Source organism: Micromonospora sp. WMMC415, assembly GCF_009707425.1.
Classification (GTDB): Bacteria; Actinomycetota; Actinomycetes; order Mycobacteriales; family Micromonosporaceae; genus Micromonospora.
Genome location: NZ_CP046104.1, coordinates 77526 through 104346, shown reverse-complemented (window position 1 = coordinate 104346; position 26821 = coordinate 77526). Strand labels below are relative to the sequence as shown.

Below are 26821 nucleotides of genomic sequence, written 5' to 3'. Positions count from 1 at the left end.
CTACCCCGCGTAGTAGAGCTTCCCCCGACGGGACGGATCAGACTCCCTTCGGGTGCCAGACCGTCTTCGTCTCCAGGAGGGTGGTCATCCGGGTGACGCCCGGGTCGGCGAACCAGTCGTGGTCGGCCGGAGCCGGCCGGAGCACCCGCTTGAGGTTCTCCGCGGCCTTGACCTCCAGGTCGGCGGCGAGGCCGGCGTCGGCCACCCCGGTCAGGTCGATCGCGTTGACGTCCATGTGGCTGGCCAGCGTCGGCACCGTCTCGGCGAGGCGACCGGTGAGGATGTTCACCACACCGCCGGGCAGGTCGGAGGTGGCCAGCACCTCGGCCAGGGTCACCGCCGCGAGCGGCGCCGACGGCGACGCCGCCACCACGACCGTGTTGCCGGTGACGATCGCCGGGGCGATCACGCTGACCAGGCCCAGCAGCGCCGGAGCCTCCGGCGCCACCACGGCCACCACGCCGGTCGGCTCCGGAGCCGACAGGTTGAAGTACGGACCGGCGACCGGGTTGGCGCCCCCGTACACCTGGGGGAGCTTGTCGGACCAGCCGGCGTACCAGACCCAGCGGTCGATCGCGGCGTACACCTCCTCGTCGCGAAGACCCAGGGCGCCGAACTGCTCGCGGCGGCCCTCCAGCATCTCGGCGACCCGGTAGAGGATCTGACCCCGGTTGTACGCGGTCGCCCCGGCCCACCCCTTCACGGCGGCGCGGGCGGCGACCACCGCGTCCCGCGCGTCCTTGCGGGAGGAGAGGGCGACGTTGGCGTCCTGCACGATGTACGACCGTCCCGACTCGCTGCGCGGGAACTTCCCGCCGATGAAGAGCTTGTACGTCTTGCGTACCGCGACCCGCTCAGACATTCAGGTAGCCCTCCAGCCCGTGCCGGCCGCCCTCGCGACCGTAGCCCGACTCCTTGTACCCGCCGAACGGCGAGGTCGGGTCGAACTTGTTGAACGTGTTGGCCCAGACCACGCCGGCGCGGAGCCGGTCGGCCATCCACAGGATCCGGGAGCCCTTGTCGGTCCAGATCCCGGCCGACAGCCCGTACGGGGTGTTGTTGGCCTTCTCGACGGCCTCGGCCGGGGTGCGGAAGGTCAGCACCGACAGCACCGGCCCGAAGATCTCCTCCCGGGCGATCCGGTGGGCCTGGGTGACCCCGGTGAAGATCGTGGGCGCGAACCAGAAGCCGCGGTCGGGCAGCTCGCACGGCGGCGACCAGCGCTCGGCGCCCTCGGCCGCGCCGGCGTCGGAGAGATCCCTGATGCGGGCGAGCTGCGCGGCCGAGTTGATCGCGCCGATGTCGGTGTTCTTGTCCAGCGGGTCGCCGACCCGCAGCTGAGCCATCCGGCGCTTCAGCGACTCCAGCACCCGGTCGGCGACGGACTCCTGGATCAGCAGCCGGGACCCGGCACAGCAGACGTGCCCCTGGTTGAAGAAGATGCCGTTGACGATCCCCTCGACGGCCTGGTCCACCGGCGCGTCGTCGAAGACGATGTTGGCGGCCTTGCCGCCCAGCTCCAGGGTGACCTTCTTGCGGGTGCCGGCCACCGCGCGGGCGATGGCCTTGCCCACCTCGGTGGAGCCGGTGAAGGCCACCTTGTCCACGCCCGGGTGCTCGACCAGCGCCCGGCCGGTGTCGCCGGCCCCGGTGACGATGTTGACCACGCCGGCCGGCAGGTCGGCCTGCTGGCAGATCTCCGCGAAGAGCAGGGCGGTGAGCGGGGTGGTCTCGGCGGGCTTGAGCACCACCGTGTTACCCGCCGCGAGCGCCGGGGCGATCTTCCAGGCCAGCATGAGCAGCGGGAAGTTCCACGGGATGACCTGCGCGGCCACGCCGAGCGGCTTGGGGTCGGGGCCGAAGCCCGCGTACGGCAGCTTGTCGGCCCAGCCGGCGTAGTAGAAGAAGTGCGCGGCGACCAGCGGGATGTCGACGTCGCGGGACTCCTTGATCGGCTTGCCGTTGTCCAGCGACTCCAGGACGGCCAGCTCGCGCGAGCGCTCCTGGATGATCCGGGCGATGCGGAACAGGTACTTGGCCCGGTCCCGGCCCGGCATCGGCCCCCAGACCTTCTCGTACGCCGTCCGCGCCGCGCGGACCGCACGGTCGACGTCGCCGGCGCCGCCCTCGGCGACCTCGGCGAGGACCTCCTCGGTGGCCGGGTTGACCGACTTGAACGTGCCGCCGTCGGTGGGGTCGACGAACTCGCCGTCGATGAACAGCCCGTACGAGGGCTTGATGTCCACCACCGAGCGCGACTCGGGGGCGGGTGCGTATTCGAACATCGCGCTCAGTCCAGGGTGAAGTAGTCGGGACCGGAGTACACGCCGGTCTTCAGCTTGGTGCGCTGCATCAGCAGGTCGTTCAGGAGGGTGGAGGCGCCGAAGCGGAACCAGTCCGGGTCCAGCCAGTCCGGGCCGACCGTCTCGTTGACCATGACCAGGTACTTGATGGCGTCCTTGCTGGTCCGGATGCCGCCGGCGGGCTTCACGCCGACCTGCCGGCCGGTGGCGGCGCGGAAGTCGCGGACCGCCTCCAGCATCACCAGCGTCACCGGTGGGGTGGCCGCCACCGGGACCTTGCCGGTCGAGGTCTTGATGAAGTCGCCGCCGGCCAGCATCGCCAGCCAGGAGGCGCGGCGCACGTTGTCGTACGTGGCCAGCTCACCGGTCTCCAGGATCACCTTCAGGTGGGCGTCCCCGCAGGCCTCCTTGGTGGCCACGATCTCGTCGTAGACCTCCTGGTAGCGGCCGGCCAGGAACGCGCCCCGGTTGATCACCATGTCGATCTCGTCGGCACCGGCCTCGACGGCCGCCCGGGTGTCGGCGAGCTTGACCTCCAGCGGCGCCTGCCCGGACGGGAAGGCGGTCGCCACGCTGGCCAGGTGCACGCCGCTGCCCTGGAGCACCTCGGCCACGTAGGGGACCATCGCGGGGTAGACGCAGACCGCGCCGACGTGCGGGCAGGACGGGTCGGCCGGGTCGGGGCGCAGGGCCTTCGCGGCGAGCGCCCGCACCTTGCCGGGGGTGTCGGCCCCTTCGAGCGTGGTCAGGTCGACCATCCGGATCGCCAGGTCGATCGCCTGGGCCTTGGCCGTGGTCTTGATGGAGCGGGTGCCGAGCTGGGCCGCCCGCTGCTCCGCGCCGACCTGGTCCACGCCGGGCAGGCCGTGCAGGAAGGTCCGCAGAGCGGTCTCGGATCGTCCCAGCTCGGAGAGGTCCGACCGGGCCGACGTCGCTGTCGCCGTCATGACCCGAAGTCTACGCACGTCACCGGTACGTGATCTTGGCCACGGCGGGGGTTCGGGTGAGCGCCGTCGCTGGTCCGGCCACACCGGCGGTGCCCGTCGCGGCGGGCGGGTAGGTTGAGCGACCGTGGACGTACTCGTCATTGACCACCCGCTCGCCCAGTCGCGGCTGACCGCGATGCGCGACGCCCGGACCGACTCCGCCTCGTTCCGGGCCGCGCTGCACGAACTCACCACCATGCTGGTGTACGAAGCCGCGCGCTCCTTCCCCGTCGAGCGGTACCCGGTGCAGACCCCGGTCACCGCCACCGAGGGCACCCGGCTGGCCAACCCGCCGCTGCTGGTGCCGGTGCTGCGGGCGGGTCTCGGCATGGCCGACGCGGCGCTCGGCCTGCTGCCGGAGTCGTCGATGGGCTTCGTCGGCCTGGCTCGGGACGAGGAGACCTTCGAGCCGCGCGCGTACATGGAGTCGCTGCCGCGGGACCTGAGCGGCCGGCCGGTGCTGGTCCTCGAGCCGATGGTGGCCACCGGCGGCTCGCTGGAGCACTGCTGCCGGCTGCTGGCCGACCGGGGCTGCACCGACATCACCGTGCTCTGTGTGCTGGCCGCCCCCATGGCCATCGAGCGGCTGGAGCGCTCCGGCCTGCCGCTGCGCCTGGTGACGGCATCGGTCGACGAGGGCCTCAACGACCGCATGTTCATCGTCCCCGGCCTCGGCGACGCGGGCGACCGCCAGTTCGGCGGCATGCCCCGCTTCTGAGCGCTCCGGCGTCGGGCGCGTCCCGGCGCACGGGGGTGCGGACAGGCGCTAGCGTTCCTGGCCATGACTGGTGTTGCGCTCGCCGAGGAGTTGCTCCTCCTCGCGTACGACGACGAGACCGGCAAGGCGACCATGCCCCGGATCAGCCTCGACCTGGGCATGGCCGCCGCCGTGCTCATCGAGTTGGCCCTGGCCGGACGGATCGCGTACGCCGACGGCAACCTCGCGGTGGTCGACCCGACGCCGACCGGCGAGCCGGTCGCCGACCAGGTGCTCGCCAAGATCGGGGCGGACACCCCGCACAGCCCCTCGTCCTGGGTGCAACGGCTCCGGCACGGGCTGCGCGACCGGATCCTCGGTGACCTGTGCCGCCAGGGCGTCGTCCGCGACGTCGACGAGACCGAGCTGGGCTTCATCCACGTGCACCGCTACCCGGTGGTCGACCCGAGCGTGGAGGCGGACACCCGCCGCCGGCTCGCGGAGGCGCTGACCGGCTCCGCCGCCCCCGACGAGCGGACCGCCGCGCTGGCCACGCTGGTCGCGGTGCTCCGGATGGAGCCGGCGCTCGGCGTCGACGGCGGGACCGCCGCCGACGCCCGCCGTCGGCTGACGGAGATCGCCAGCGGGGCCGGGTTCTCCGGCGACGTCAGTCTCGAGGACTCGGTGGTCCGTCCGTCCGTGGCGCTGGTCGTGACCGCCCTCGGCCATGCCGTCGACGCCGCCCTCGGCCCCCGCCGCTGAGCTGTAAGGAAGGGCCCCTTGTTAACACCCTTGGCTGTTAACAAGGGGCCCTTCCTCTACCGCAGGCGTTAAGAAGGGGCCCTTCCTTACACCCCCAGCGCGGTGGCCACCTCGGTGCGTAGCGTCGCGACGGCGGCCGCCGCCCGGGTCCGGGCCGCGGCGACGTCGCCGCCCGCGACCGGCTCCACCACCTCCAGGTACGCCTTGAGCTTCGGCTCGGTCCCGGAGGGCCGGATCACCACCCGGGCGGCGGCGCTGCGCAGGATGACGACGTCCGCCTCGGGCAGCAGGTCCCGGGATTCGGTGACCGGCTGGCCGAGCAGGGTGTCCGGGGTGGCGGCCCGGATCCGGTCCATCATCACGGCGATCACCCGCAGGTCGTCGACGCGTACCGAGAGCTGGTCGGTGTGGTGCACGCCGAACTCGGCGGCCAGTTCGTCGAGCCGGTCGGTGAGCGTCCGCCCCTGGGCCTTGAGGCCGGCGGCCAGCTCGGCCACGGTCAGCGCGGCGGTGATGCCGTCCTTGTCGCGGACCATGTCCGGGGCGACGCAGTAGCCGAGCGCCTCCTCGTAGCCGAAGACCAGCGGCGCCGACCCGCCACCGGCCCGCACGATCCACTTGAATCCGGTCAGCGTCTCGTCGTACGGCAGGTTCCGGGCGGTGCACATCGCGCGCAGCAGCGACGACGAGACGATGGTGGTGGCGTAGAGGCCGGTGACGCCGCGTCGCATCAGGTGGTCGGCGAGGAGCACACCCACCTCGTCACCGCGCAGCATCCGCCAGCCCGGTGCCCCTCCACCCGCCCCTGGACCGGCCACCTCGGCGCGGGCGCTCGTCGCCGGGTCGGTCTCCCGCACCACCACCGCGCAGCGGTCCGCGTCCGGGTCGTTGGCGATGGCGAGGTCCGCGCCGGTCGACCCGGCCAGGGCGGTCAGCCGGTCGACCGCGCCGGGCTCCTCCGGGTTCGGGAACGACACGGTGGGGAACGCCGGATCCGGCTCGGCCTGGTCGGGCACCATACCGGGGACGGCGAACCCGGCCCGCGCGAACGCCGCCGTGAGCACCGCCGCCCCGACCCCGTGCAGCGGGGTGTACGCCACCGTCAGGTCGCGGGGCCCGTCCGGCGCCACCACCGCGGCGGCCCGCTCGACGTACGACGTCACCAGGTCGTCGCCGAGCACCTGCCCGGGCGGGCCCAGCGGGACCTCGGCCAGCGGGCCGACCGCCCGGATGGCCGCCTCGATACCGGCGTCCGCCGGAGGCACGATCTGCGCGCCGGCGCCCAGCTCACCGCCCAGCTCCGCGCCGAGGTAGACCTTGTAGCCGTTGTCCTGCGGCGGGTTGTGGCTGGCCGTCACCATCACCCCGGCGACCCCGCCGAGCCGGCGCACCGCGTACGCGAGGACCGGCGTGGGCAGCGGCCGGGGGAGCAGCAGGGCCGGCCGGCCGGCGCCGGTGGCGACCTGGGCGGTCCGTTCGGCGAAGGCACGGGAGCCGTGCCGGGCGTCGTACCCGATCACCAGCGGACCGGAGCCGCCCTGGGCCGCGAGCCAGGCGACCAGCCCGGCGGCGGCCTGGGTGACCACCGCGAGGTTCATCCCGTTCGGGCCGGCACGCAGCGGGCCGCGCAGGCCCGCCGTGCCGAAGGTCAGCGGGCCGGCGAAGCGGTCGGCCAGCTCGGGCGCGCTGACCGGCAGCCGGTCGAGCACCGCCTGTAGTTCCGCGCGGCTGGCCGGGTCCGGGTCGTCGTCGAGCCAGCGCCGGGCTTGCTCGCGAATGTCGTCGATGTCAGTGGTGTCCGCCGGCATGCCTCTTGATAGCACGCCGGCGGATCATCACGTGGGCTCGCCCTCGGCTCAGCCGGCGTCGGTGAGCTGGAACGACCGCACCATCTCGTCGAAGATCGGCTTGCTCTCCGCGAACTTGGCGTCGGTCGAGGTCAGGTAGAACGAGTACGCCTTGCCATCGTGGGCCACTCCCCGCCACACGCCGTGCCGCATGGTGTCGCCCTCACCGCACGTGTACTCGAATTCGGCGGCGGGCTTGCCGCCCAGCTGGGCGCCCATGTCCGAGGTGACCTGGCTGTACGGCTTGACGCAGGACGTGGAGCGGGTCTTCAGCCCGTTCTCCGCGGTCTCCGCCCACCGCTCCGAGGTGGTGGTCCACTTCTCGGTGATGATGCGGACCTTGCGGCCGCTGTCCTCCGGGTCGATGTAGTCCGTGTACGACCCGCCGGTGGCCTTCTTCCAGCCCTTGGGTACGAGCACCCGGACGCCGCGGGCCGAGTGTTCCGCCATCTCCGGCACCCCGGCGGCCGGAGCCGCCGAGGTGGGTGCCGCCTGCGGAGTGCCCGGCGGCCTGTCGTCGCCGCCGGACAGGGCGATGACGCCGAGCAGGAGCACCACGGCGAGCCCGCCGGCGGCGGCCAGCTGGACCTTGCGCGGCCAGCCCTTGACCCGGCCGACGAGCTGGCCACCGGTGCCGCGCACCCGGCCGACGAGTCCACCGCCGGCCGGGGTGGCCGGCGGCGCCCACGCCTGGCCGGTGCCCGGCACCGACCACTGGGCACCGCCCAGCTGCTGGGTGACGTGCGGCGGGCCGCCGTAGCCGCCGGCGGCGATGTGCTGGGTGGCGTCGGGCGCGCCGCCGTAGCCGCCGACCCGTTGGGTGGTGTCGGCGCCGTAGGTCCGGCCCGGTGCGGGCATCGCGCCGGTGGGCGTGTGCAGCGGCCCGGCGAGCGCGTCGGCGCTGGTGTCGTCCATCGCGGCGGCCTTGCCGGCACCGATCGCCGGGCGTCCGCCCCGGCGTAACGCCGCCAGCCGGTCGGTGAGCGACTCGCCCGGCGCGAGCATCGCGCGCCCGCCGATCTGGCCGCTCGGCTTCGGCTGCTCCGGCTGGACGGCCGGCGCGGGTGGCAACGGCCGCTGCTGGACGGGGACCACCGAGTACGGGTCGGTCACCGAGTGGACCGCGGCGGCGGTGCTGGTCAGCGGGCCGGCGAGCAGCTCACGCAGCATGGCCCGGGCGGTGTGCACGTCCAGCCGGCGGGCCGGGTCCTTCTCCAGCAGGCCCATCAGCACGGGAACCAGCGGGCCGCTGCGCTGCGGTGGGGCGGGCGGGTCCTCGACGACGGCGTGCATCGTCTCGATCGGGTCGCCCTTGTCGAACGGTGGCCGCCCCTCGACCGCCGTGTAGAGCGTCACCCCGAGGGAGAACAGGTCGCTGGGCGGGCCGAAATCCTGGCCCATGGCCCGCTCGGGCGAGATGAAGTGCGGCGAGCCGAGCACCATGCCGGGCGTGGTGAGCTGCACGTCGGTGGGCATCCGGGCCACGCCGAAGTCGGTCAGCACGCAGCGGCCGTCCGAGCAGATCAGCACGTTGGCCGGCTTGACGTCGCGGTGCAGCACGCCGATCGCGTGCGCCACCTCCAGCGCGCCGAGCAGCGCGATGCCGATCTTCGCGACCACCCGCTGCGCGACCGGCCCGTCCTCGATCACCATGTCGGCGAGGCTGCGGGCGTCGAGCAGCTCCATCACGATCCACGGCCGGCCGCCCTCGGTGACCACGTCGTAGACCTGGACCACGGCCGGGTGCTGGATCGCGGCGGCGGCCCGCGCCTCGCGCAGGGTGCGCTCGTACATCGCGTCACGGTCGCTGGGGGCCAGCCCCGGAGGCAGCACGACCTCCTTGACGGCCACGTCCCGGCGCAGCAGCGTGTCTGTCGCACGCCAGACCGTGCCCATTCCGCCGTTGCCCACCGCCGAGCGCAACGAATAGCGCCCGCCGATGGTGGTGCCGGATGTCGCGCGGCCGCTGGGGGGACTGACTGGTCCGCCGCTCCACGTCGGGATCTGAGTCACTGAAGAGCCACCGGGGGATATCGAGGGGGCTGGGACACAACCCCCCTATCTTGCTGGTTCCGGGGCCCGATGCGAAAGCCGACGCGGCGGACGTTTGGTGAACTGACGGTACGTGCCCGACCCTTCACCTCTGGTCGACCGTCCGGGACGGAGTGTGCGGAATCCCTCACCCGGGGCCCGGCCAGCTCGTCCTACCATCCGGGGATGAGCGAACGGCGGTCAAGCGAGTCCGGTTTCCCGATCAAGGGCGTGTACACGGCGGCCGACCTCCCCGGGGACCTGGACTCCCGGCTGGGCGGCCCGGGCGAGTACCCGTACACCCGCGGGGTCTACCCCACCATGTACACGTCGCGCCCCTGGACGATGCGCCAGTACGCCGGCTTCGGCACCGCCACCGAGTCCAACGCGCGGTACCACCAGCTGCTGCGGGCCGGCACGATGGGCCTGTCCGTCGCCTTCGACCTGCCGACCCAGATGGGGTACGACTCGGACGACCCGATCGCGCACGGTGAGGTCGGCAAGGTCGGTGTCGCCATCGACTCCATCGAGGACATGCGGCTGCTCTTCGACGGCATCCCGCTGGACAAGGTCTCCACCTCGATGACCATCAACGCCCCCGGCTCGGTGCTGCTCCTGCTCTACCAACTGGTCGCCGAGGAGAACGGCGTGCCCGGCTCGGCGCTGAACGGCACGATCCAGAACGACATCCTCAAGGAGTACATCGCCCGGGGCACGTACATCTTCCCGCCGAAGCCGTCGCTGCGCCTGGTCGCGGACACCTTCGCGTACTGCCGCAAGGAGGTGCCGAAGTGGAACACCATCTCCATCTCCGGCTACCACATGGCGGAGGCCGGCGCGTCGCCCGTGCAGGAGATCGCGTTCACCCTGGCCAACGGCGTCGAGTACGTGCGCGCCGCGGTGGCCGCCGGGCTCGCCGTCGACGACTTCGCCCCCCGGCTGTCGTTCTTCTTCGTCGCCCGTACGACGCTGCTGGAGGAGGTGGCGAAGTTCCGCGCCGCCCGGCGGATCTGGGCCCGGCTGATGCGGGACGAGTTCGGCGCGAAGAACCCGAAGTCGATGATGCTGCGGTTCCACACCCAGACCGCGGGGGTGCAGCTCACCGCCCAGCAGCCGGAGGTGAACCTGGTCCGGGTGGCGGTGCAGGGGCTCGGCGCGGTGCTCGGCGGCACCCAGTCGCTGCACACCAACAGCTTCGACGAGGCGATCGCGCTGCCGACCGAGAAGGCCGCCCGGCTCGCGCTGCGGACCCAGCAGGTGCTCGCGTACGAGACGGATCTGACCGCCACCGTCGACCCGTTCGCCGGGTCGTACGTGGTGGAGGCCATGACCGACGAGATCGAGACCGCCGCGGACGCGTTGGTGCAGCGGGTCTTCGAGCACGGGTCGGCGGTCGACGCCATCGAGGCCGGCTTCCAGAAGCGTGAGATCGAGCAGTCCGCATACCGGATCGCGCAGGAGATCGACTCCGGCGAGCGGGTCGTGGTGGGCCTCAACCGGTTCGCGATCGACGAGGAGGAGCCGTACGAGCCGCTGCGCGTCGATCCGGCGATCGAGGCGGCCCAGGCGGAGCGGCTGGCGAAGCTCCGTGCGGAGCGGGACAACGACGCCGTCGAGCGGGCCCTGGCGGAGCTGCGCGCCGCCGCCGAGGGCGGCGACAACGTGCTCTACCCGATGAAGGAGGCGCTGCGGACGCGCGCCACCGTGGGGGAGGTCTGCGGCACGCTGCGCCAGGTGTGGGGTCTCTACCGGCCGTCGGACCGCTTCTGACGGCACGCGTCGCGCGCTCGTCGAGATCTCGTCGAGGCGCCACCCGGAGACTTGTCCGGGTGGCGCCTCGTGTTGTCGTACGGGCGGCGCAGGTCGGCGGGGGTGTGATCGACGGCGTACAGTTGTCGCCACCTCCCCGCCGCCCGTCGGCGGCGCAGACGCGGAGAGGGGCGCGCGCGACGACGCCGGCGCCCGCTCCCGCCCCCGGGGCGGCGCGGCCCACCGGTCGCGGCGTGTGCCGGAGACCTTTTCCGGGTAACCCGGCCGGGTGATCGGGGACGCACACCGTGTGCGGTCGGGTGCAGCCCGAACGTGTGAACGTCTGCGGGGCCTCGTCGCCGAGCGTGGTCGGGTAGTTGTCGGAGTGTCAGTTAACACATCCGACTAATGCCACAATTCGGAAAGACGGCTCGGAGCCGGTGACGATTTCGTGACCCGCGAAACGGTTACGCGTTGTAGGAGGTGTGGGGCAGATGACGGCGTTCGACCGCGATCTACCTGCTGTCCCGCTGATTTACGAGCGCCCCGAGCAGGGTGTTCGTGACGCAGCGCGCTCCGACCGCTACCGGAACGAGGTTGCGCAGCGTCACCGCCGGAGGTCTAGGCTGTCTGCTGTTCCTGAAGATCCATCCATTTCTAGTGATCGAGAATTCGACGTGACGAGTGCGTTGACGCTGCCGACCGGCAGCCAGCTGGCGTCGTCCTGGATTGAGGCGCCGACCGGGTCCCAGCCCCTGCCCTTCGAGCTGGACCACCTGCTCGCCCTCCGGGTACCCGGGTTGATCGCCACCCGCCGTCACATCCACTCGCACCCGGAACTCTCCGGCGAGGAGTTCGAGACCGCCGCCCTGGTCGCCCGTGAGCTGTCCCTCGCCGGGCTGCGCCCGCGAATGCTGCCCAAGGGCAACGGCGTCATCTGCGACATCGACGGTCGCCCCGACGGCCCGGTGATCGCGCTCCGCGCCGACATCGACGCGCTGCCGTTGACCGACACCAAGGACGTGCCGTACCGCTCCACGGTCGACGGGGTCTGCCACGCCTGCGGCCACGACGTGCACACCACGATCCTGCTCGGTGTGGGCATGCTCCTCGCCCAGCTCGCCGACCTCGGGGAGCTGCCCGGCCGGGTGCGCCTGATCTTCCAGCCGGCCGAGGAGATCCTGCCCTGCGGCTCGCTCGAGGTCATCGAGGCCGGTGGTCTCGACGACGTCGCGCAGATCTTCGCGCTGCACTGCGACCCGAACCTGCCGGTGGGCAAGGTCGGCCTGCGGGTCGGGCCGATCACCGCGGCCGCCGACAACGTGACCGTCCGCCTCACCGGCCCGGGCGGGCACACCGCCCGACCGCACCTCACCGTCGACCTGGTGGACGCGCTGGGCCGGCTCATCACCGAGGTCCCCGCCCTCGTCGCCCGGCGGGTGCCGGCCAACAGCGGGCTGCTGCTGGTGTTCGGCCACGCCTCGGCCGGCACCCGGTACAACGTCATCCCGTCGGAGGCCTGCGCGGCCGGCACGCTGCGGGTGATGGACCGCGACACGTGGGAACTGGCCCCGAAGGTGGTCGGTCAGGTCGTGCGGGACGTGATCGCGCCGACCGGGGCGACGGTGGACCTGGAGTACCTGCGCGGCCGGCCCCCGGTCAGCAACGACTCCCGGGCCATCCAGATCCTCACCGCGGCCACCGCCGCCGCGCTCGGCCCGGAGGGCATCGCCGAGACCCCGCAGAGCATGGGCGGCGAGGACTTCTCCTGGTACCTGGAGTACGTCCCCGGCGCCCTCGCCCGCCTCGGCGTCGGCCGCTCCGGCCCGAACGTCGACCTGCACCGCGCGTCGTTCGACGTGGACGAGCGGGCCATCCCGGCCGGCGTCCGGGTCATGGTGCAGACCGCGCTCCGGGCACTGGCGGTGGCGAGCTGATCCCGCCCGGGTTCCCGACGCCCTGACCCGCCGTCTCCGGCGCCGCGGTGGCGGTGGCCGGGCCGGCGGTGGCGGTGGCCGGCATCGCGGCGACCAGCGCCGGCTGCGGCCGGCGGCGGCGCACCAGCCACACCAGCAGGCCCACCGGTACGCCCACCGTGACCAGCCACGGAAGCAGCGCCCCGAGGACGGTCAGCAGCACGGTCAGCGAGGCCAGGAAGACCTTCCACCCGGCGTCGAGCCCGGCCAGGAAGCCCACCCGTTCCTCCCCGTCGACCGGGCGGGCCTCCGGCCCGACCAGCGACACCGTGATCGTGGAGAGGGCGGTGAGATCGGCGAGCCGGCGCTTCTTCGCCTCGAGCGAGGCCAGGTCGGCCTCGCGGCGGGCCAGCTCGTTCTCCAGCGACACCAGGTCGGTGATCGAGGTGGCCCGGGCCAGCAGTCGCCGGCCGTTCTCGACCCGGGCCCGCTGGGTGGCGATCCGGGCGTCCAGGTCGACCGTCTCCTCGGTCACGTCCTCGGTGCTGATCTCCTGGCGTTGCCGCGTGCCCAGCTTGGCGATCTCGTCCACCACCGTGGTGAACTTCGCGGCCGGCACCCGCAGCGTCAGCTCGGCGGTGGCGTCCCCGTCGGCGCTGCGCCGCTGGTCGCCGCCGACGAAACCGCCGGCCGTCGTGGTCAGTGCGATCGCGTCCCGGGCGGCCCGGTCCACGTCCTGCACCTGTACCCGCATCGAGCCGGTGTAGACGATGGCGCGCTGGTCGACCCGCAGGTCCGCCGGTGCGCCGCCCGCCGCCGTCCCGGGCTGCCCGGCCCCGGCCTGCGCGTCGGCGGCCGCCGGCCCGCCCCGGTCCGTGCCGCCCTCCACGCCGGTGACCGGCTGCTCCGCCGCGCTGTCGTGCCCGCCGCTCCCGCCGCCGCAGCCGCCGGCGGCGAGTACCGCCACCAGCGCTGCCGCGAGCACCACACCCCGCCGGCGTGGTCCGATTCCGCCCATCCCCGCTCCGATCGTCGGCGGCCGGCCTCCGGGCCGGCCCGCGCCTTGTCCGCAGCCCCGTGACCGGGGCGATCGGTCAGACGGGACGCGGTGCCGCGTCCGTTCCGGCAGACTGCGCTGAGGACGTCACGATTCGATAATCGAGGAGTCACGAATGCGGCTGACCAAGTACGGCCACTCCTGCGTACGCGTCGAGCACGACGGCGGGGTCCTGGTCGTCGACCCGGGGATCGTCAGCGAGCGGGCCGCGCTGGACGGCGCGGACGCCGTACTGATCACCCACGAGCACCCCGACCACGTCGATGTGGCGGCCCTGGTCGAGCAGCACGACCGCCGCCCGTTCGCCGTGTACGGCCCGGCCTCGCTCGCCGCCACACTGGACGGTCTCGCCGACGTGCTCACGCCGGTCGAGGCGGGTGGCCGGTTCACCGCGGCCGGCGTCCCGGTCCGCACCTACGGCGGGCGGCACGCCGTGATCCACCCCGACATCCCGGTGGTGGAGAACCTGGCGTACCTGATCGACGAGCGGGTCTACCACCCGGGCGACTCCCTCGTCGTCCCCGACGACATCGAGGTGGACACGCTCTTCCTGCCGATCCACGCCCCGTGGACCAAGTTCTCCGAATCGCTGGACTTCCTCCGCGCGGTGGCGCCGCGCCGGGCGTACGCGCTGCACGACGGTTACCTCAACGACAACGGGCTGGGCGTGCTGAACGGCAACTTCAGCCGGCTCTTCGAGGGGGATTACCGGCGGCTCGAACCGGGCACCCGGGTCGACGCCTGAGCGGCGATGCCGGATCCGCCCCGGGAGCTGGTGCGCCAGCTCTACCGCACGCCCCCCGACAAGTTCGTCGCCGCGCGGGACGCGGCGGTCGCCGAGGCCCGGCGTGCCGGCGACGCGCGAACCGCCCGGGAGATCGCCCGGCTGCGCCGCCCCACGGTGGCCGCCTGGCTGGTCAACCTGCTCGCGCTGGAGCGGCCGGAGCTGGTCGCCGACCTCGGCCAGCTCGCCGAGTCACTGCGGGCCGCCCAGCGCGAGCTGCGCGGGGCCAAGCTGCGCGAGCTGTCGGCCCAGCGTCGCGCGGTCGTCGGTGCGCTGCTCGGCGAGGTGCGCAAGCTGGCGGCCGGGGTCGAGGGCGCCCCGCCGGCCGGGAAGCTCCCGCTGGGCGAGGTGGAGGCGACCCTCAACGCCGCGCTCTCCGACGCCGAGGTCGCCGAGCAGGTGCGCTCCGGGCGCCTGCTGCGGGCCGCCACGTACGCCGGGTTCGGTGAGGTGCCCCGGCCGCAGCTGCGCCTGGTCACCGGCGGCGAGGAGGAGGTCGCCGAGCCGCCGCCCCGGCCCCGCGGGGCGGACCGGTCGGCGATGCGGGCCGAGCAGGCGGAACGGGCCGCCCGGGCCGAGCGGGCCCGCCGCCGCCGCGCGTTGGAGAAGGAGCTGGCGAAGGCGCGTACCGACCAGGAACGGGCCGAGGCGGAGCTGACCGGCGCGACGGAGGCCGAGCGCGACGGCGCTGCCGCCCTCGACGCGATCGAAACTGAGCTGGCCGAGCTGGAGCGGCGGCGGGCCGTCGTGGAGCAGGACCTGAGCCGGGCCAAGCTGGCCCGGCGGGCCGCCGAGCGGACGCTCACCGCCGCCCGTCGCCGCACCGGCGAGGTCGAGGCGGCCGTGGAGGCGCTCGACGCCGAAGCGGAGGATGCCGGCACCCGCGGCGGCACGGCAGACTGACCCCTTGTGGACGGACGGGTGGTGCGGGGAGCGGGGGCGTGACCCCGGAGCAGGTGGCGGCCGGGTGCAAGCCGGCGGTGCTGGAGCTCGGGGACGCGTTCACCCGCTGCCCGGTCACCCTGCGCCAGGCCCGCCTGCTCGGCATCTCCGGGTGGGCGTTCTACATCGCCGGGCGGGCCGGCGCGCTCGGTGACGTACGCGCGGAGACGGTGGCCGCCGCGCTCGGGTTCATCGCACCGGAGGCGGTCGCCGACGGCTGGGACGCGGCCCTGCGGACCGTCCGGCCGATGCGGGTGGCGACCGCGACGCTGGCGGAGTGCTGCCGGTGGGGCGACGAGAACCTCGACTCCGTGTCCGGTGCCGGGCGGCTCGCCGTGCTGCTGGGCCGGGCGGTCGACGCCGCGGACGCCACCGGCATGCCGCTGTTCGCCGCGTGGCGGGCGATGCCGGTGCCGGAGCGGACCGCCGGCGCCCGGGTGGCGGTGAGCCTGCGCCTGCTGCGGGAGCACTTCGCCGGGGCGCACCTGCTCGCCGTACGCGCCGCCGGCATGACGCCGCTGGAAGCGGTGCTCGCCGGGCCGGAGGGCGAGGCCGGTGCCGTGGCGTGCGGCTGGCCGCCGCCGTACCCCCCGGTGGGCCCACTGGTCCGGCGGCGGCTGTGGGCGGAGGCGGTGACCGACCGGTTGGCCGCGCCGGCGTTCGCGGCGCTCGGCCCGGCCGACGGTGCCGAACTGGTGGATCTCCTGGCCGCCTTCCGCGCGCACCGGCGCCGCCCCTGACTGGCGCGCCAAAAATCGGCGGCGCTCCGGTCGGCGGTTTGCCAGGATCGGCCCCGTGACCCTCCCCGCCGGTTGGACCGCCCGCCGACCCACCCTCGACGACGTCCCCGCGATCCTCGCCGTGGTCCACGCCGCCGACGTCTTCGCCGTCGGCTACCCGGACTTCGACGCCGAGGACGTCAAGGCCGCCCTCACCGCACCCTTCACCGATCCGACCCGGGACTCCTGGGTGGTCAGCGATCCGGAGGGCAGGCTCGTCGCCTGGGCGACCGTGGACAACCCGACCGGGGTGGGCCGGGAGTTCGTGGAGGTCTACGTCGACCCGGAGCACGGCGACGACCTGCGTGCCCCGCTGCTCGCCCGGATGCTCGACCGGGTGGGCGAGCGGGCCGCCGAGCGGGGCGTGCCGGCGCTGACCGCCCGCGTGTCCGTCTTCGCTCCGGAGGTCCGGTGGGCGGCGGAGGTCGCCGAGGCCGGCTTCACCCTCGCCAAGCGGTACGTGGGGATGCGCCGGAGCCTGGCCGACCTGCCCGCCGAGCCGCCGCCCCCGCCCGGGGTCACCGTCCGCCCGCTGCGCGGCGACGACGAGTCGGACCTGCGGGAGTTCTACCGGATCTTCGACGTCGCCTTCCGGGACACGCCGGACTACGAGCCGGTCGGCTTCGAGCGGTGGCGGGAGCAGCTCCGCCTGTACGGCACCACCTGGGACGAGTGGTTCGTCGCCGAGGTCGACGGCGTACCGGCCGGCGTGCTGCAATCCTCCGACCAGGGGTTGGAGCAGAACGAGGGGTGGGTGCGGAGCCTGTCCGTGCTGCCCGCGTACCGGCGGCGCGGGGTCGGTGCGGCGCTGCTGTGGCGGGCCTTCTCGGCCTACGCGGCGAAGGGCCGGGAGTGGGCCGGCCTCGGTGTCGATCTGACCAACCCGACCGTGCCGGTCACCCTCTACGAGTCGGTGGGGCTCCGTGAGGTGCGCTGGACCGACATGTACGAGCTGGTCGTACCCGCCACCGGTGTGTGATTGACGACCTCCGGCGGGCCCGGCTCACGTCCCCGGCGTGACCAGTAGCAGACTGGAGGCCGTGCGACAGTCCCTAGGCCGAGGCGGTGCCGGTGGGGCGGGAGCGCAGGCCCGTGACGTAGTCGTCCGGCGCGCCCGCCTTCTCGGCGGCGTTCGCGATCTCCGACAGGTACCACGAGGTCGGCAGGCCGCCCTCGTACCCGTCGAAGACGTAGATCCACGCCGTGACGTCGCCGTCCAGGGTCGAGACCCGCACGTGCAGCTTCCGGTACGTGCCGGCGGTGACGCCCTCGATCTCGTCGAGCTGCGCCGCGTCGTACGGGTGGATGTCGTAGAGCGCCACGAACACCCGGTCGCCGGGAGACTCGACGACCGTGCTGACCGCCCCCTCCCAGCCGATCACGCCCTCGCCCGCGAAGGTGAGCCGCCAGCCCTCGAGCCAGCCGGTGCCCACCATCGGCGAATGCGGACAGTAGGCGCGCATCCGGGCAGGGTCGAGGTTTGAGCCGTAGGCGGCGTAATGACGCACGGCGATGACGATAGCCGGGTCGGCCGGTGGGGGAGAATACGACGGTGCGTGTCGGACGCGTTCGGGAGAAGAAAGTCACTGTGAGCATGGACGAGGGGCGAGCGCTGTGAGCCGGATCGTGATCATCGGCGGGGGGCCGGCCGGCTACGAGGCGGCCCTGGTCGCCGCCCAGCTGGACGCCGACGTCACCGTGGTGGAGGCCGAGGGCGCGGGCGGCGCGTGCGTGCTGTCCGACTGCGTGCCGTCGAAGACCTTCATCGCCAGCTCGCAGGTGGTGACCGGCTACCGGGACACCGAGGAGTTCGGGGTGCACTCCGACGGCCTGGAGGCGGTCACGGTCGACGCGCCGGCCGTCCACGGGCGGGTCAAGCGGCTCGCTCTCGCCCAGTCCGCCGACATCCACGCGAAGCTTGTGAAGGCGGGTGTGACCTTCGTGGCCGGCAGCGCCCGGCTCGGTGAGGACACGCTCGGTCACACCCACCGGGTGGTGGTCACGCCCGGTGACGGCGGCGCGGAGTACTCGATCGACGCCTCCACCGTCCTGATCGCCACCGGCGCGACGCCGCGCCAGCTCCCCACCGCCGTGCCGGACGGCGAGCGCATCCTGACCTGGCGCCAGGTGTACGACCTCACCGAGCTGCCCCGGCACCTGATCGTGGTCGGTTCCGGCGTGACCGGCGCGGAGTTCGCCAGCGCGTACCTGGCGATGGGCATCGAGGTCACCCTGGTCTCCAGCCGGGACCGGGTGATGCCGCACGAGGACGCCGACGCCGCGATGGCCATCGAGCGGGTGTTCCGCAGCCGGGGCATGAGCATCCTCAACAACTCCCGTGCCGACGCGGTCCGCCGTACCGGGGACGGCGTCGAGGTCGAGCTCTCCGACGGCCGCAAGGTGCACGGCTCGCACGCGCTGATCGCGGTCGGTTCCATCCCGAACACGGCGAACCTCGGCCTGGCCGAGTACGGCGTCGGGCTGGCCCGTGGCGGATACGTCACGGTCGACCGGGTCTCCCGGACCAACGTGCCGGGCATCTACGCGGCCGGCGACTGCACCGGGGTGCTGCCGCTGGCCAGCGTCGCCGCCATGCAGGGCCGCATCGCGATGTGGCACGCGCTCGGCGAGGCGGTCCGGCCGCTGCGCCTGCGGACCGTCGCGGCGAACGTCTTCACCGACCCGGAGCTGGCCACCGTCGGCGTCTCACAGGACGAGGTCGACGCCGGCAAGGTCCCCGCCCGCCAGGTGATGCTGCCGCTCGCCGGCAACGCCCGGGCGAAGATGGACGAGGTCTCCGACGGCTTCGTCAAGCTCTTCTGCCGTCCCGCCAGCGGCCAGGTCATCGGCGGCGTGGTGGTGGCTCCCAAGGCGAGCGAGCTGATCCTGCCGATCACGATGGCCGTGGAGAACAACCTGACGGTCAACGAGCTGGCCCAGACCATCACGATCTACCCGAGCCTCTCCGGCTCGATCACCGAAGCGGCCCGCCAGCTGATGCTCCACGAGCTGGAGTGACCGTCGTCAGCGTGGCGGCGACGGTCGCCAGGAGGGCGACCTCGGCGAGGATCAGCAGGCGCTCCACGAGGCCGAGCAGCACCCGGTCCCCGGGGTAGGCCGACCAGACCATCGCGGCGGCGAGCAGGAGACTGGCGACGGCGAACCGGCGTACCCAGCGGGCGGTGCCGGCGGGCAGCCGGTCGGCGAGGAGCCAACCGCCGACCGGCAGCGCCAGGAACGCCGCGACGGAGGCGTACCGGTGCACGTACGCGGCGGTGTCCATCGGCAGGCCCGGCTCGTTGGTCGGCACGGCCGCGGCCAGCAGGAGACCGCCGATCCAGGCCGCCAGCAGCACCTCCGCCACCCGGGGTCGCCGCAGCCGCCGGAGAGCGGGAAGCAGGACGGCCGTGGCCACGGCGAGGACGACCATGGCGTAGTCGATGACGCCGCCCCGATCGGAGACGGCGAAGTCGCTGACCGTCAGCGACCAGGGGTCGAGGTCGTCCACGCCGAGGTGGCCGACCACGGCGAGCAGCGCCGCGAGGGCGATCCCACCGAGTGCGAGCAGTCCACTGTTCCGGCTTGCGGGCATGCCTCAGCCTGCCGCCGGAGCCGCCCGAGACGGATCCGGGCGACCCACCGACATCGATCCCGGGGTCAGCCCTTAGGTGCCGCTCACCCGGTGAGATCCTGGAAGATTTCGGCCCCTCCGGAGGCCGTTTCCTTCCAGGTTCCGAGTGTTCAGTCTGATGGGAGGTCGGCGGGGCGGGTGGTGCGGGTGGTCAGGAGGGTCATCGCCCAGCCGGCCGCCGCGAAGCCGAGGGCCGCCGCTCCGGCGATGATCGCCAGGCGCCAGGCCGAGCCGGTCAGGGCGGCGCCGCCCAGGTGGCCGACCAGCGCGCCGTACGACGCCCAGCCCAGGGCGGCCAGCGACTCGTACAGCAGGAACAGCCGGTAGGGGTAGCGGCGACGGCCCGCCGCGAAGCACGCCGCCATCCGGCCACCGGGCACGAACCGGCACACCATGATCACCATCGGCCCGGGCCGGCTGAGCCCCCGCGCGACCCGCCCCGCGACGCGCCGGGCCGCACCGGGCTCGCGCGACCGCCGCGCCGCACGGCTGGCCCGCAGCGTGGCGGCGATCCGGGAGGACGGCGTGCCCCGGCCGAGCAGGTAGCACGCCAGGTCGCCGGCGAAGACGCCCGCCGCGCCGACCGCGATGGTGACGGGCAGGCTGAGGCCGCCGTAGACGGTCAGCGCGCCGGACGTGATCATGATGGCCTGGGTGGGGATCACCGGGATGAAGGCGTCGGCGATCAGCAGGCCGAGCAGCGCGATGTACGCCAGCGTCGGCGACGCGACCTCACTCAGTTCGGGCACGGCTGTCACCTCGCCGGACGGGCCGATCGGATGTCGGTGAGCCTGACGGAACGACCGGCGTCACCCGGGACGGGCCTCCTCGGTCGTGATCGCCGACACGGCAGGCCCATAGGGGTTCAACGGGCAGGTGGATGCGGTGGTGACGGCCTTCGCGGGAATTCCGGAGAGCCGGGGCGCTCGCGGGATCGGCGTCGATCGGCGTACCGTTGTCGGCGCGCGGCCCCGTCGGGTCCCCCGTTCCTGACGAGCAGGCCGCCGCGGGCCGCCGGCAGGTCCCGTGCCGGCGGCCCGCCCCCGTCCCGCCGCCGCCCGCACGACGGTCCCGGCCCGCGCCCGCAGCGCCGCCGCCCGCCCGACACCCGGTGCCGCCGCCCGCACCCCGGCCGGAAATGCACGTGCCCGTCGGTGGCGGCTCCGCGTACCCTTGCCGCATGAATCGTGCGGTCCGCACCACGACGCCGGGAAACCCCGGCGCGCCGCACTGACACGTCTGTCCACGAGGCCCCGGGGCGATCCGCCCCGGGGCCTCGTGCTGTTCCGGGCACCGGTCGCCTCCGGGCCGTACCCGAACCAGGAGCGCGACATGATCGACCACCGCAGGCTCGGCCGTGAGCTGGGCCTCTTCGTCTCCGACCCGCTGGCCGGCGCCGGCCTGCCGCTCTGGCTGCCGGCCGGGGCCGCCGCCCGCCACGCCGTCGAGGAGTACGTCCGCGACCTCGAACGCCGGGCCGGCTACCGGCACGTGGTCACCCCGCCGCTGGGCAAGCGGGAACTCTTCCAGCTCTCCGGGCATCTCGGCTACTTCGCGGACGACATGTTCCCGCCGATGCGGCTCTCCGCCGACGACGAGTTCGTGCTGCGGCCGGCGCTCTGCCCGCACCACGCGCTGGTGTACCGGGCGCGGGGCCGCTCCTGGCGGGACCTGCCGCTGCGGTTCGCCGAGCTGGGCGGCATGTACCGGGCCGAGCGCTCCGGCGTGCTGGGCGGGCTGGCCCGGGTACGCGCCATCTCGCTGAACGACGCGCACAACTTCTGCGCGCTGGAGCAGGTCGGCGAGGAGGTGGCGGAGATCCTGCGGCTGATCCGCGAGGCGCACGCCGCGCTCGGCGTCCGGCCGGCGGGGTTCCGGCTGTCGCTGCGCGGGCCGGGGGAGAAGTACGTCGGCGACGACGCCCGGTGGGCGCGGGCCGAGGACCTGCTGCGCGCCGCGCTCGACGGGGTGGAGTACGCGGAGGGTCCGGGCGAGGCGGCCTTCTACGGCCCGAAGATCGACGTCCAGATCGTCGACGCGGCCGGCCGGGAGTCGACCATCTCGACCGTCCAGCTCGACTTCGACAAGCCGGAGCGCTTCGACCTGTCGTACACCGACTCGGGCGGGGCGCGGCGGCGGCCGGTGATGGTGCACCGCAGCCTGGTCGGGAGCATGGAGCGGCTGTTCGCGTACCTGATCGAGGTGCACCAGGGCGCCTTCCCGCCCTGGTACGCCCCGGTGCAGTTGGTCGTCCTGCCGGTCGACGCCGGGCAGGACGCGGCGGCCGAGCGCCTCGCCGCCGACGCGCTCGCTGCCGGGCTGCGCGTCGAGGTGGAACAGGCCGGGTCGCTGGGCGCCCGGATCCGGGACGCCGCCCGCGCCCGCGTCCCGTACGCGGCGGTGATCGGCCCACGCGAGGCGGCCGACGGACGCGTCTCGCTGCGCCTGCGGGACGGCCGTGCCCTGGCCCCGGTGCCCGCCGCCGAGGCGCTCGGGCTGGTCGGACGGGTGGTCGCCGCCCGCTCGGCGGACCTGCTGCTGGCCGGCTGAGCGGCCCTCCGGTCCCCGCGCGTCGTGCGCGGGGACCGAACCGGCGGCGTTCACCGCGCCACCGCCGGCTCGGGCTCGCCCGCCGTCGCCCGGCTGAACTGGGCCCGATGGAGACGCGCGTACGCCCCGTCGGCGGCGAGTAGATCGTCGTGCGTGCCCTGCTCGACGATCCGGCCGTCCTCCATCATCAGGATCAGGTCGGCGTCGCGGATCGTGGACAGCCGGTGCGCGATGACGAAGCTGGTGCGGTCCGACCGCAGCGCCGCCATCGCCCGCTGGAGCAGCACCTCCGTCCTCGTGTCCACCGAGCTGGTCGCCTCGTCGAGGATCAGCAGGGACGGCTCGGCCAGGAACGCGCGGGCGATGGTGATGAGCTGCTTCTCACCGGCGCTGACGTTGCTTCCGTCCTCGTCGATGACGGTGTCGTAGCCGTCCGGGAGGCTGCGGACGAAGCGGTCGACGAACGTCGCCCGTGCCGCCGCCAGGATCTCCGCCTCGGTGGCGCCCGGTCGCCCGTACGCGATGTTGTCGCGGATCGTCCCGCCGAAGAGCCACGTGTCCTGGAGCACCATGCCGACCCGACCGCGCAGGTCGTCGCGGGTGAGCCGGGTGGTGTCCACCCCGTCGAGGGTGATCCGCCCGGCGTCCAGTTCGTAGAAGCGCATGATCAGGTTGACCAGGGTGGTCTTGCCGGCGCCGGTGGGCCCGACGATGGCCACCGTCTGCCCGGGTTCGGCGACCAGCGACAGGTCCTCGATCAGCGGCTTCTCCGGGGCGTACCGGAAGGAGACGTGCTTGAACTCGACCCGTCCGCGCGGGTCGGTGACCCGGGTCGGCACGGCCGGGTCCGGGGTCTGCTCGTCGGCGTCGAGCACCGCGAACACCCGCTCGGCGGAGGCCACCCCGGACTGGAGCAGGTTCGCCATCGACGCGACCTGGGTGAGCGGCTGGGTGAACTGGCGGGAGTACTGGATGAACGCCTGCACGTCGCCCAGGGTCATCGTCCCCGACGCCACCCGCAGGCCGCCGACCACGGCGATCGCCACGTAGCTGAGGTTCCCGATGAACATCATCGCCGGCATGATGATCCCGGAGATGAACTGGGCACCGAAGCTGGCCCGGAACAGCTCCTCGTTCTTCGCGGCGAAGGCCGCCTGCACCTCGCGCTGCCGGCCGAAGACCTTGACCAGCTCGTGGCCGGTGAACGCCTCCTCGACCTGCCCGTTCAGCTCGCCGGTGTGGGTCCACTGGGCGATGAACTGGCCCTGCGACCGCTTCGCGATCCGCTGGGTGACCACGACCGACAGCGGCACCGCGACCAGCGCGACCAGGGCCAGCAGCGGCGAGATCCAGAACATCATGGCGAGTACGCCGACGACGGTGAGCAGCGAGGTGAGCAGCTGGCTCAGCGTCTGCTGGAGGCTGATGGAGATGTTGTCGATGTCGTTGGTGACCCGGCTGAGCAGTTCCCCGCGCGGCTGCCGGTCGAAGTACGGCAGCGGCAGCCGGTTGAGCTTCGCCTCCACGTCCTCGCGCAGCCGGTGCACGGTCCGCTGCACGACGCCGGTGAGCAGCCACCCCTGCCACCAGGTCAGGGCGGCCGCCGCCACGTAGAGGCCGAGGGCCAGCAGCAGCACCCGGGCCAGCGCCGAGGTGTCGATCCCCGCGCCGGGCACCACGCCCATCCGGGTGATCAGGTCGGCGAAGCTGTCGTCGCCCGCCGCCCGGGCCGCCGCCGCGGCCTGCTCGGTCGTCGTACCCGGCGGCAGCCGCAGGCCCAGCACCCCGGCGAAGATCAGGTCGGTGGCGTGCCCGAGCACCTTCGGCCCGACCACGCTGAGCCCGACGCCGAGCACCGCGAGCCCGATCACCCCGACCAACTGGGGGCGGTGCGGTCGCAGCCGCCCGAGCAGCCGCCGGGCCGACGGCCCGAAGGCCATCGACCGTTCGGCGGGCATCCCGGCCCCCATCCACGGCGGACCGCCGCGCTGGCCGCCGGGCGGCAGCCGCCGGGGTGCCGCCCCGTCGGTAGCCGGCCTTCCCTTCGGTACGACCGGAGCCGGTCGGTCGCCCACGCCGCCGTGGGGCGTCCTCGCGCGGTGCCCGCCGGTCCGCTCGCCGCTCACGCCGTCACCCCCGTGGTCTGCTGGGACGCGACGATCTCGGCGTACGTGGGGCAGTCCGCCAGCAGTTCCGCGTGCCGACCGACCCCGACCACCGACCCGCCCTCCAGGACGACGATCTGGTCGGCGTCGACGATCGTGGAGACCCGCTGCGCCACGATGACGACCGCCGCGTCTTCGGTGACCGGCCGCAACGCCGCCCGCAGCCGCGCGTCGGTGCCCAGGTCGAGCGCCGAGAACGAGTCGTCGAACAGGTAGATCTCCGGCCGGCGTACCAGGGCCCGGGCGATCGCCAGCCGCTGCCGCTGGCCGCCGGAGACGTTGGTGCCGCCCTGCGCGATCGGCGCGTCCAGCCCTTCGGGCATCGCCTCGACGAAGTCGCGCGCCTGCGCCACCTCCAGCGCCGCCCACAGCTCGGCCTCGGTCGCGTCCGGGTTGCCGAGCCGGAGGTTGCTCGCCACCGTGCCGCTGAACAGGTAGGGGCGCTGCGGCACCAGGCCGATCCGCCGCCACAGCTCGTCGGGCGCAAGGTCCCGGACGTCCACCCCGTTCACCAGCACCGCGCCGGAGGTCACGTCGACGAGCCGCGGGGCCAGGGAGAGCAGGGTGGTCTTACCGGCGCCGGTGCCGCCGACGACCGCCGTGGTCGTGCCCGGCGCCACCCGGAACGAGACGTCCCGCAGCACCGGCTCGGCCGCGCCCGGGTACTGGAAGCGCACGTCCCGCAGCTCCAGCTCGGCCCGCCGCGGCAGCTCGGTGACCGGGCGCGCCGGGGGCGTCACCGAGGAGTCGGTGTCCAGCACCTCGACGACGCGCTCGGCGCAGACCGCCGCCCGCGGCACCATCATCAGCATGAAGGTGGCCATCATGACGGCCATCAGGATCTGCATCAGGTACTGCAGGAAGGCGGTGAGCGCGCCGACCTCGATCGCGCCGGCGCCCACCCGCTGGGCGCCGAACCACAGCACCGCGACGCTGGAGACGTTGAGCACCAGCATCACGACGGGGAAGATCAGGGCACCCAGCCGGCCGGTCCGCAGGGCCGTCGCGGTCAGGTCGGTGTTGGCGACGGCGAAACGTGCCGTCTCGTACGGCTCCCGGACGAACGCCCGGACGACGCGGATGCCGGTGATCTGCTCGCGCAGTACCCGGTTCACCGTGTCGATGCGGGTCTGCATGAGGCGGAACCCGGGCACCATCCGCCGGATCACCAGGCCCAGGCCGACGGCCAGCACCGGCACGCTGACGAGCATCAGCCAGGACAGCCCGACGTCCTCGCGCAGCGCCATCACCACGCCGCCGACGCTCATGATCGGCGCGGCCACCAGCGCGATGGCGCTCATCAGCACGAGCACCTGCACCTGCTGCACGTCGTTGGTGTTGCGGGTGATCAGCGACGGGGCGCCGAACCGGGCGACCTCGCGGGCGGAGAAGCGGTTCACGTGCGCGAAGACCGCCGCCCGGACGTCCCGGCCGAAGGCTGCCGCGGTGCGGGCGCCGAGGTAGACGGCGGCGATCGCACAGACGATCTGGACCAGGCTGACCGCGAGCATCCAGCCGCCGGTCCGGACGATGTAGCCGGTGTCGCCCCGGGCGATGCCGAGGTCGATGATGTCGGCGTTGAGGCTCGGCAGGTAGAGCGAGGCCATCGTGCCGACGAACTGGAGGGCCACCACCGCGGCCAACGGGCGGCGGTACGGGCGCAGGTGCGTGCGCAGCAGCCGGATCAGCACGTCGGACCGCCCTCCGGCATGGCGGCGTCCGCGCTGCCGATGACCGCGAGCAGGAATTCCCGGACCACCGCCGCCTTCGCCGGGTCGGCGTCGACCGGGGTGAGTGGACGGTCGGAGCGCATCATCGCCCGGAGCGCGTCGGCGCGGGCCCGCCCGGTGGGGGTGAGCGCCAGTTTGACGCTGCGCCGGTCGGTGGCGTGCCGCTGCCGCTCGACCAGGCCGTCGCGTTCCAGGGTGTCGACGATGCCGGTCAGGGTGGCCGGCTTGACGAAGCACCGCTCGGCCACCGCGCGGTGCGGCAGCTCGCCGTGCTCGGCCAGGGTCAGCAGGGTGACCATGCCGGCCTGGGTGAGGCCGTGCTCCTCGGCGAGCCAGCGGTTCCACCGCTGGCTGGTGAGGTGCCCGGCCACCACCAGCAGCCGCCCGAGTGGGACGTCGTCGAGGCGGATCAGGTCCATGAGCGCCAGGTTAGCGGCCTGACAGTCAGGGGCCAAACGAAATTGCGACGGCGGTGGCGACGAAGAGCACCTGGAGAGCCGAGCGGACGCCGATCGGCGTCACCGGGCGGCCCGCCAGGGTGAGGCGACGCCGGGCCGCCGACACGTTCGCCGGGAACATGGCGACCATCAGCACCGCCAGGCCGGCGGCGGCCCACCGGGCGGTGGCCGGGACGAGCAGCGCCACGGCTCCGAGCAGTTCGAGCACCCCGGTCAGCGTGACCAGGAGTTCGGGGCGCGGGAGTCGGGGCGGCACCATCGCCACGAGGTCGGCCCGGCGTCGCGGGCCGAAGTGGGCCGCGCCGGTCAGGACGAACATGAGGGCCAGCCCCACCCGCAGGGCCGGCTGCCACCCGTCGACCGCGTCCACGCCGGCCAGGCCGGCCAGTCGGGCCACGGCGGCTCCGGCCACCAGGGCGATCAGTGGAATCAAC

General features: G+C 73.6%; 23 protein-coding genes. 10 read left to right on the top strand and 13 right to left on the bottom strand.

Features of this window, described 5'->3' with window-relative positions:
- Positions 1-37 precede the first annotated feature (37 nt).
- The 3 genes from GKC29_RS00490 to deoC are packed head-to-tail and all read right to left on the bottom strand — an operon-like array spanning position 38 to position 3250.
- Positions 38-862: an aldehyde dehydrogenase family protein gene (locus GKC29_RS00490; protein ID WP_155328926.1), complete on the bottom strand. Its 825-nt coding sequence runs from the start codon at positions 860-862 to the stop codon at positions 38-40.
- Entirely contained in the window at positions 855-2285 is a 1431-nt protein-coding gene (locus GKC29_RS00485) for an aldehyde dehydrogenase family protein (RefSeq protein ID WP_155328925.1), read from the bottom strand. Before GKC29_RS00485 ends, GKC29_RS00490 begins: the two co-directional genes overlap by 8 nt.
- Positions 2286-2290: 5 nt before the next feature.
- Positions 2291-3250 (bottom strand): deoxyribose-phosphate aldolase, encoded by a 960-nt coding sequence (gene deoC / locus GKC29_RS00480; RefSeq protein ID WP_155328924.1) that lies wholly within the window; start codon positions 3248-3250, stop codon positions 2291-2293.
- 124 nt (positions 3251-3374) lie between these two features.
- Here deoC and upp point away from each other — a divergent pair, with 124 nt between their 5' ends.
- Both upp and GKC29_RS00470 read left to right on the top strand, forming a co-directional pair.
- On the top strand, positions 3375-4007 hold the full coding sequence (gene upp, locus GKC29_RS00475) for a uracil phosphoribosyltransferase (protein ID WP_155328923.1): 633 nt from the start codon (positions 3375-3377) through the stop codon (positions 4005-4007).
- Positions 4008-4070: 63 nt separating this feature from the next.
- Positions 4071-4748: a GPP34 family phosphoprotein gene (locus tag GKC29_RS00470; RefSeq protein WP_155328922.1), complete on the top strand. Its 678-nt coding sequence runs from the start codon at positions 4071-4073 to the stop codon at positions 4746-4748.
- Between the two features lie 86 nt (positions 4749-4834).
- On the opposite strand, the gene GKC29_RS00465 is transcribed toward GKC29_RS00470, so the two are convergent.
- Positions 4835-6556, bottom strand: coding sequence for a phospho-sugar mutase (locus tag GKC29_RS00465; protein ID WP_155328921.1), 1722 nt, complete (start codon positions 6554-6556; stop codon positions 4835-4837).
- Positions 6557-6604: 48 nt separating this feature from the next.
- Positions 6605-8608 (bottom strand): serine/threonine-protein kinase, encoded by a 2004-nt coding sequence (locus GKC29_RS00460; protein ID WP_155328920.1) that lies wholly within the window; start codon positions 8606-8608, stop codon positions 6605-6607.
- A gap of 204 nt (positions 8609-8812) precedes the next feature.
- Between GKC29_RS00460 and GKC29_RS00455 the strand changes: the two genes are divergently transcribed.
- Together GKC29_RS00455 and GKC29_RS00450 are read left to right on the top strand one after the other, a co-directional pair.
- The gene (locus GKC29_RS00455) at positions 8813-10396 is read left to right on the top strand and encodes a methylmalonyl-CoA mutase (RefSeq protein WP_155328919.1); all 1584 of its coding nucleotides are present in this window, start codon (positions 8813-8815) and stop codon (positions 10394-10396) included.
- Positions 10397-11052: 656 nt separating this feature from the next.
- Positions 11053-12312 carry an amidohydrolase gene (locus tag GKC29_RS00450; RefSeq protein ID WP_155328918.1) on the top strand — a complete coding sequence of 420 codons (1260 nt, stop codon included), beginning with the start codon at positions 11053-11055 and terminating at the stop codon, positions 12310-12312.
- Here the strand turns inward: GKC29_RS00450 and GKC29_RS00445 are convergent.
- On the bottom strand, positions 12269-13309 hold the full coding sequence (locus GKC29_RS00445; RefSeq protein WP_155328917.1) for a DUF4349 domain-containing protein: 1041 nt from the start codon (positions 13307-13309) through the stop codon (positions 12269-12271). The genes GKC29_RS00450 and GKC29_RS00445 overlap by 44 nt on opposite strands.
- A gap of 154 nt (positions 13310-13463) precedes the next feature.
- Between GKC29_RS00445 and GKC29_RS00440 the strand changes: the two genes are divergently transcribed.
- The 4 genes from GKC29_RS00440 to GKC29_RS00425 are packed head-to-tail and all read left to right on the top strand — an operon-like array spanning position 13464 to position 16832.
- Positions 13464-14093, top strand: a complete 630-nt coding sequence (locus GKC29_RS00440; protein ID WP_155328916.1) for an MBL fold metallo-hydrolase — start codon at positions 13464-13466, stop codon at positions 14091-14093.
- A 6-nt stretch (positions 14094-14099) separates the two neighbouring features.
- The gene (locus tag GKC29_RS00435) at positions 14100-15035 is read left to right on the top strand and encodes a hypothetical protein (RefSeq protein WP_155328915.1); all 936 of its coding nucleotides are present in this window, start codon (positions 14100-14102) and stop codon (positions 15033-15035) included.
- 38 nt (positions 15036-15073) lie between these two features.
- Positions 15074-15814, top strand: coding sequence for a hypothetical protein (locus tag GKC29_RS00430; protein ID WP_155328914.1), 741 nt, complete (start codon positions 15074-15076; stop codon positions 15812-15814).
- 55 nt (positions 15815-15869) lie between these two features.
- Positions 15870-16832 carry a GNAT family N-acetyltransferase gene (locus GKC29_RS00425; protein ID WP_155328913.1) on the top strand — a complete coding sequence of 321 codons (963 nt, stop codon included), beginning with the start codon at positions 15870-15872 and terminating at the stop codon, positions 16830-16832.
- 73 nt (positions 16833-16905) lie between these two features.
- Here GKC29_RS00425 and GKC29_RS00420 read toward each other — a convergent pair whose 3' ends face one another.
- The gene (locus tag GKC29_RS00420; protein WP_155328912.1) at positions 16906-17361 is read right to left on the bottom strand and encodes a gamma-glutamylcyclotransferase; all 456 of its coding nucleotides are present in this window, start codon (positions 17359-17361) and stop codon (positions 16906-16908) included.
- A gap of 106 nt (positions 17362-17467) precedes the next feature.
- Here GKC29_RS00420 and GKC29_RS00415 point away from each other — a divergent pair, with 106 nt between their 5' ends.
- Positions 17468-18871, top strand: a complete 1404-nt coding sequence (locus GKC29_RS00415; RefSeq protein WP_155328911.1) for an NAD(P)H-quinone dehydrogenase — start codon at positions 17468-17470, stop codon at positions 18869-18871.
- On the opposite strand, the gene GKC29_RS00410 is transcribed toward GKC29_RS00415, so the two are convergent.
- Entirely contained in the window at positions 18828-19445 is a 618-nt protein-coding gene (locus GKC29_RS00410; protein ID WP_155328910.1) for a DUF998 domain-containing protein, read from the bottom strand. The genes GKC29_RS00415 and GKC29_RS00410 overlap by 44 nt on opposite strands.
- Positions 19446-19594: 149 nt before the next feature.
- Entirely contained in the window at positions 19595-20233 is a 639-nt protein-coding gene (locus GKC29_RS00405; protein WP_155328909.1) for a DedA family protein, read from the bottom strand.
- A gap of 583 nt (positions 20234-20816) precedes the next feature.
- Between GKC29_RS00405 and thrS the strand changes: the two genes are divergently transcribed.
- Positions 20817-22034 carry a threonine--tRNA ligase gene (thrS, locus tag GKC29_RS00400; RefSeq protein WP_155328908.1) on the top strand — a complete coding sequence of 406 codons (1218 nt, stop codon included), beginning with the start codon at positions 20817-20819 and terminating at the stop codon, positions 22032-22034.
- Positions 22035-22084: 50 nt separating this feature from the next.
- Here thrS and GKC29_RS00395 read toward each other — a convergent pair whose 3' ends face one another.
- The 4 genes from GKC29_RS00395 to GKC29_RS00380 form a co-directional block, all read right to left on the bottom strand.
- Complete coding sequence (locus GKC29_RS00395; RefSeq protein ID WP_155328907.1) at positions 22085-23992, bottom strand: ABC transporter ATP-binding protein; 1908 nt, start codon at positions 23990-23992, stop codon at positions 22085-22087.
- Between the two features lie 164 nt (positions 23993-24156).
- Positions 24157-25890, bottom strand: a complete 1734-nt coding sequence (locus tag GKC29_RS00390; RefSeq protein WP_155328906.1) for an ABC transporter ATP-binding protein — start codon at positions 25888-25890, stop codon at positions 24157-24159.
- A complete protein-coding gene (locus tag GKC29_RS00385) occupies positions 25884-26348 on the bottom strand; it encodes a MarR family winged helix-turn-helix transcriptional regulator (protein ID WP_155328905.1) in 465 nt (154 codons plus the stop codon). The genes GKC29_RS00390 and GKC29_RS00385 overlap by 7 nt, the downstream gene beginning before the upstream one ends.
- Positions 26349-26373: 25 nt before the next feature.
- A complete protein-coding gene (locus GKC29_RS00380; protein ID WP_155328904.1) occupies positions 26374-26820 on the bottom strand; it encodes a DoxX family membrane protein in 447 nt (148 codons plus the stop codon).
- Position 26821: the final 1 nt, after the last annotated feature.

Coding starts and splice junctions, on each gene's coding strand:
- GKC29_RS00440 (WP_155328916.1), top strand. CDS start 13,464: ATGCGGCTGACCAAGTACGGCCACTCCTGCGTACGCGTCGAGCACGAC.
- GKC29_RS00410 (WP_155328910.1), bottom strand. CDS start 19,445: ATGCCCGCAAGCCGGAACAGTGGACTGCTCGCACTCGGTGGGATCGCC.
- deoC (WP_155328924.1), bottom strand. CDS start 3,250: ATGACGGCGACAGCGACGTCGGCCCGGTCGGACCTCTCCGAGCTGGGA.
- GKC29_RS00435 (WP_155328915.1), top strand. CDS start 14,100: ATGCCGGATCCGCCCCGGGAGCTGGTGCGCCAGCTCTACCGCACGCCC.
- GKC29_RS00395 (WP_155328907.1), bottom strand. CDS start 23,992: ATGCCCGCCGAACGGTCGATGGCCTTCGGGCCGTCGGCCCGGCGGCTG.
- GKC29_RS00465 (WP_155328921.1), bottom strand. CDS start 6,556: ATGCCGGCGGACACCACTGACATCGACGACATTCGCGAGCAAGCCCGG.
- GKC29_RS00455 (WP_155328919.1), top strand. CDS start 8,813: ATGAGCGAACGGCGGTCAAGCGAGTCCGGTTTCCCGATCAAGGGCGTG.
- GKC29_RS00445 (WP_155328917.1), bottom strand. CDS start 13,309: ATGGGCGGAATCGGACCACGCCGGCGGGGTGTGGTGCTCGCGGCAGCG.
- GKC29_RS00385 (WP_155328905.1), bottom strand. CDS start 26,348: ATGGACCTGATCCGCCTCGACGACGTCCCACTCGGGCGGCTGCTGGTG.
- GKC29_RS00490 (WP_155328926.1), bottom strand. CDS start 862: ATGTCTGAGCGGGTCGCGGTACGCAAGACGTACAAGCTCTTCATCGGC.
- thrS (WP_155328908.1), top strand. CDS start 20,817: ATGATCGACCACCGCAGGCTCGGCCGTGAGCTGGGCCTCTTCGTCTCC.
- GKC29_RS00485 (WP_155328925.1), bottom strand. CDS start 2,285: ATGTTCGAATACGCACCCGCCCCCGAGTCGCGCTCGGTGGTGGACATC.
- GKC29_RS00470 (WP_155328922.1), top strand. CDS start 4,071: ATGACTGGTGTTGCGCTCGCCGAGGAGTTGCTCCTCCTCGCGTACGAC.